Below are 3,401 nucleotides of genomic sequence, written 5' to 3'. Positions count from 1 at the left end.
CGCATCGCGGGCCGTCTTACGAGCCTTCGTCACGACGTCGCACGCGGCCTTCAAGTCCCCCGCTCCGGCGGACGCGGCCGGGCTCCCACCACTGCTCGGGCCGGTGGACGCGGCCGGGCTCCCACCACTGCTCGGGCCGGTGGACGCGGCCGGGCTCCCACCACTGCTCGCGCCGGCGGACGCATCCGGTGCCGGCTCGCTGCATGCAGATGCTCCCGCAAGCGAAAGACTTACGAGAGCGGTGGCGAGCACACATCGCATTTCAAAAGGTCCTTTGAGTAGCACTCGAACTCCTTAAAGGAAGGGCTAGTGGCTGGCCGACTCTGCCCACCGTCGCTACGATCCCGTTACCCTAGCGATCTCGCTGACCTTGCTGTCCGCTTGGGCACCCGAGGTGGCGAGCTGATCGATGAGCGTTGCGGGTGAGCGGTCCGGGCAGGACGTCTTTTCCTATGGGCACAACTCGAAAATGGATTGCGGGCTTAAAGGGCGAGCGCGGCTCGGGCGCCAAGGCCGAATCCCAGCACGATGATGACCGATCCGGTGGCTTCCGCTGGCACGGAAAGACGGCCAAGCCACGCCCAGCGGTCGCGCGCCCGCAGTAGCAACAGTCCCGCAGCGATGAGCGTCGCCGCCATACCCAAGCCATAGACGATGATCAGGACGATGCCGAGCCAGAGGCGGCCGAGTGCGGCCGCGCCGAGCAGGACGACCAGGGCGGTGGGGCTGGGGACAAGGCCACCGGCGATGCCAAGGGCCGTAAGGCTTTTGCGGCGGTGGTCGTGGTGATGGTGCGGCCGGTGGTGTTGGTGGGCATGCCGATGGCGCAAGCCGCCGATGAGGATGCCGATACCTACGAGTGTGATCAGGACGCCGCTGGCCACGCCGAGCCATTTGAGCACGGATTCCGCGGCCAGACCGGCCAATGTGCTCGTGGCGACGCCCAGGATCAGCACGCCGGCTGTGTGGGTGAGGGTGACGGTGCCGCCCACGATGACCGCGTCCCGCCGCCGTCCTTGCCGGCCGGCTAGGTATAAGGCCATCACGGTCTTGCCGTGCCCGGGAAGTGCCGCGTGTGCGGCACCCAGAAGCGCCGCCACGAGCACAGCGAGCAACAAGACAAGGGGGGTAGGATCTCCGATGGCACCGGCGAGCCAGTCCTCGCCGCGCTGCAGCCAACTGCGCTCAGAAGTGATGTCGGCGGCGGGACGGGTCGTGTCAGCACCGGGCCGCACGGTCAACTCGGCCGACCGCTCGTAATGTGGCTGGTCGGTCGGTGGGGAAACGCCCACGCCGACCACCACAATCTGGTTAGTGCCCACGCGATCGGGCAGGTACCGGTTCACCACTGAGACGGTCGTCGGTGCGCTCAGCGCAGCGGGGGCCGACAGCTTGCAAGTGAGCCGGCTGGTCTCAAGGCCCGCAGCTCCTTGCCGCTCCGCTAGTTGTGATTGGACAGTCCATTGCAGGGGCTCGGCTCCGATGCGCATGTCGAACTGAGAGGCGAATTCGGCGCAGTCCGGCGTTAGTTGCTTGGTCGGCACTTTGCCGAGGTCGAGCACGGCGACGACGTCGATGCGATCCTTGTGCATCGTCAGCTCGACAAGCTGGTCGACCGAGAAGGGGTCCAGCGGGTGGGCGGCGATCGCTGCGCTGAGCAGGATCGTGGTGATCACGAGGCACACTCCCGATTCATGCGCGGAGGTTGCGGACGTGTGCGCCGGGGGCCGGGGCTGGCCCCCGGCGCACACGGGTTGAGATCGTCGACTTCATCGACGGCTGTTTTCGAAGGGTGATCCGGTCGAGGTTAGGCCCGCTGTCGGCGGTGGTGGGCGGTCAGCCTGATCGTGTGGCTGCCGGGACCGATCAAGACATTCGCCGAAGCCGTGTCCCAACCGGTCCAAGCCGGTGTTGCCGGGAAATTACGCGACGTCAACGTAATCAAGGTTGGGTGCGCCGCCGGCCGTCGTCGCCGAAAGGCGGATCGTGTTGTTGCCGGCGTTGAGGTTGACGTTGACGGTGGTCGTCGCCCAGTTGGTCCAGGCGGCGGTGGGTGGGAACGGCAGTGTGCCAACCGTGGTCCCGTTGACCGAGACCGTCGTGGGCCGATCCGAGCTGCCGCCGTTGGCGTAACCGAACGTCAGCTTTGCCGCACCCGACGTGTCCGCGCTGACCGTGACCTGTGCAGCCGCCCCGACCATGTTGGACGTGTTGCAGAAGCCGGTGCCCGAGAACCCGGCTTGGTTGGAGTCGATCGTGCCGTCGCACGTGCCGCTTTCGAATTCGGTACGGGATCCGGTCGCCGGAGAGACGGGGTTGATGTTGTTGAGGACGAATTGGTTTTTCGCGTCGGTCATGTACCTATTGAGATAGGGCGAGTAGGTCTTGACGTCCAAGGTGTCGGTAGTCGGGTTGTACGTCATGACTCGCATGTAGCTGTTCGGGTCGCGTTGGGAAAGGCTTTGGTAGTCGGCCTGGATCTGGTGGACGGTGTTGCCGTTCACGCCCTGTTGACTGATCACACCGGCGTTGACGTAGTGGCCGGAGAACGTGAATCGGAAATTGGCGTGTCTGCTGACCAGATTGGTCCACAGTTTGGTTCCGTTGGCATCCTTTGTGGTGCCGTTCTGGTAGGCATGGGTGACCAGGATGGCATTGTGCTTCGGGTGCGCGGACACCACCTGATTCGCCCAGGCGATCTCTGAATCGTTGGGCGCGTACTTCAACGCCACCACCAACCAGTCCACGCCGCCAGCAGTAAAGGTGTGGTAGGCGTTGTCGTTCTGGGTGGAGGGGTATGTCCCACCGAACGAGGGCAGCCCAGTGAAGGTAGCCCGCGGATAATTGAGGTTGTACCTTGTCGCGGCGCGGGTGGTAGTCGAGTCCAAGTCGTGATTGCCCGGGCCGATGATATAGGGCACGTCATCGGCAGGCAGGCCCATCGCACTCTTGCTGTTGTCCCACTGGTACTGTTGGTCGGAGTTGTCGACCACATCACCTACATGCAGCACGTATCTAATGTTGCTGGCGGACTGCTGGTCATCCACCCACTGCATCTGCGCCCTGAACACCTCAGGCCAACTCTCGGACGCATATTGGGTGTCCGGCAGCATCACGAGCGTGAAGTTTTCTGCGGCCTGCGCCTGCGCCCGCGCCCGCGGCACCTGCCCGTACGAGGCCGTTGCCACAAGACTGGCCGAGATGGCCAAAGCGACACCGAGACCACCAATAATCTTGGCGATTCTCATCCTTTCCTCCATCCTCAATCAGTGGGATTGAACCGCAACCCGCCATCGCACGCGGGTCGACGATTGTGTGCGCGACCGGTCCTGTTCCTGTTGGTCAAACCAATGTGGCGGTTTCCTTATGAGCACGCCCGGCTGCGGGGCTAGCAGTTGGTG

At 64.2% G+C, this 3,401-nt stretch carries 2 protein-coding genes; both read right to left on the bottom strand.

Annotation, left to right across the window (positions count from 1 at the left end; translation table 11 throughout):
* Window positions 1–482: 482 nt before the first annotated feature.
* Window positions 483–1,676, bottom strand: coding sequence for a nickel/cobalt transporter (locus ACVCAH_RS37635; protein ID WP_447140975.1), 1,194 nt, complete (start codon window positions 1,674–1,676; stop codon window positions 483–485).
* A 246-nt stretch (window positions 1,677–1,922) separates the two neighbouring features.
* A complete protein-coding gene (locus tag ACVCAH_RS37630; protein WP_447140974.1) occupies window positions 1,923–3,248 on the bottom strand; it encodes a carbohydrate-binding protein in 1,326 nt (441 codons plus the stop codon).
* Window positions 3,249–3,401: the final 153 nt, after the last annotated feature.

The organism is Micromonospora sp. LZ34 (genome assembly GCF_052981855.1).
This window is presented reverse-complemented; position numbering and strand designations above follow the sequence as displayed.

What these genes read in the sequence shown, in the direction of transcription:
- ACVCAH_RS37630 (WP_447140974.1), bottom strand. Translation starts at nt 3,248, where the DNA reads ATGAGAATCGCCAAGATTATTGGTGGTCTCGGTGTCGCTTTGGCCATC.